Raw genomic sequence first — 1,772 nt, 5'->3', positions numbered from 1 at the left:
CAAACCCCCCCCCGCCGCCCCCTCGCCCCCCGGGGCCCCCTGCCCCCCCCCCCCCCCGGCCCCCCCCCCCCCCCCCGCCCCCCCCTGCCCCGCCGCCACCGCCGGTTTCCACCCCGCTCGGGCCGGAGAACGCCTCACCGCCAGTGCCGCCGGTGCCGCCCGTGCCACCACCGACGCCGCCGGCGCCGCCAGGACCGCCCGCTCCCCCGACGGCATGGCCGGGATTACCGGTCAGGCCGACGCCGCCCTCGCCTCCGCTGCCGCCCTGCGCGCCAAGGCCGCCTGCCCCGCCGGCTCCACCGACACCACCGGTTCCGCCACTGCCATCCGTACTGGCGCCGGATCCGCCTGTGCCACCGACGCCGCCGGGTTGGCCTGCGACGGTGCCGGGCTGACCGGGGCCGCCCTGCCCGCCGGTCTGCTGACCAGGACCGCTGACGATCGTGCCGGTGGTGCCTGCGCCCGCCGCGGCGACAGGCGTCGGGGTCGGATTGACTCCGTTCGCACCGGGGCCGCCGTGTCCGCCGAGACCACCGGCGCCGCCGTTGCCGATCAAACCGGCGTTGCCGCCGTTTCCGCCTGCGCCCGCGGCGCTGGTGAGGGTGCCGTTCGCGCCGTTGCCACCCGCGCCGCCGTTACCGAAAAGACCTGCGTTGCCGCCCCTTCCACCGGCCTGCCCGGGCAACACACCATCGCCGCCGCGGCCGCCGTTGCCGAAGAGGAGGCCACCGTTGCCGCCGCGCTGCCCGGCAAGCCCCGGCGCGCCGTTGCCGATCAGCAGGCCACCGTTCTCGCCCGGCTCATCGCCATTGCTGATGAAGATTCCGATGAATTCGCCAACGAGATTGCCGAATTCGCCGGGCGCTGCCAGAGGGAACGCTAGTGGTGAAACAAGCTGCGCTGCAGCGTCACACGACAACGGAAGCGATGCCGAGCACGCCGACAATGGCTCGGCGCGCGCGGCAGGTGCACCGGCCAACAACGACACTGCCGGCGCGGCCACGACGATTCCGGCGCCTCCGAGTGCCGCGGTAACCGCTACAAGCGTTCTGTGCGTTGACATCTCATCGCCTCTCTGCAATTCGGCCGGCGCCAGCGGCGCCAAATCGGAAAACTGATTGCCGTGACGACGCACATCACGAATGCGACGCCCGCGGCTTGCAACCCAGACACCAGGAAACGATTGATTTCGTATACGTTTTCGTCGCTTACGCATGCGTACGCCACAGTGGACGAGGACTCGCCAGGTCGGTAACTGTAGTGCGAAACGTCGTACGCCAGGTGGTGGGGACTGCTGCACACGATCGCGCTCATCCACATCACGCTCGAGGGCGCCGACGTAACCAACAGTGCGACAACGCCCCACACGCCGCCGAGAACTCCGATGATCCCGCCGACGATCTTCTCGCCGTCGAGACCGCGCCGCTTCAGGGCCACGTAATTGACCGCCACGACCGCAATCAGTGCGACCCAGATGATCAGGCCTGCAAGACCATAGAATTTCGTGACGACCCAGGCGACGGGGGCCAGCGCCAGCGCCCACCAGTGCAGCTCGGACGCGGCCGATTGGTCGACAACACGGCCGTCGCCAGGGGCCCGATCGTTCTGAGTCACCGAAAGCCATCTCTTTCGCTTGCTTGCTAGGTGTACTGCCCAGGGAGGTTGGTTGGGGAAGTGTGACGACACGCTGTAGCGGTCGTTGATGGCGAAGGCCTCCTGTCGTGGGGTGGAGCTGCTACCACTTCACCGCAACTATCAGGAGGCCTTCGTGG

Annotated in this window: 2 protein-coding genes; both read right to left on the bottom strand. The window is 69.7% G+C overall.

The genetic code is table 11. The features are described 5' to 3' along the window. The coding region (locus tag C1A30_RS36455; RefSeq protein ID WP_369974080.1) for a PGRS repeat-containing protein at positions 1–1,063 on the bottom strand (1,063 nt) is incomplete at its 3' end. Continuing rightward, the gene (locus tag C1A30_RS00015) at positions 1,039–1,686 is read right to left on the bottom strand and encodes a hypothetical protein (protein ID WP_142392521.1); all 648 of its coding nucleotides are present in this window, start codon (positions 1,684–1,686) and stop codon (positions 1,039–1,041) included. The genes C1A30_RS00015 and C1A30_RS36455, both read right to left, overlap by 25 nt. Positions 1,687–1,772: the final 86 nt, after the last annotated feature.

The organism is Mycobacterium sp. 3519A, assembly GCF_900240945.1.
GTDB lineage: Bacteria > Actinomycetota > Actinomycetes > Mycobacteriales > Mycobacteriaceae > Mycobacterium.
This window is presented reverse-complemented; position numbering and strand designations above follow the sequence as displayed.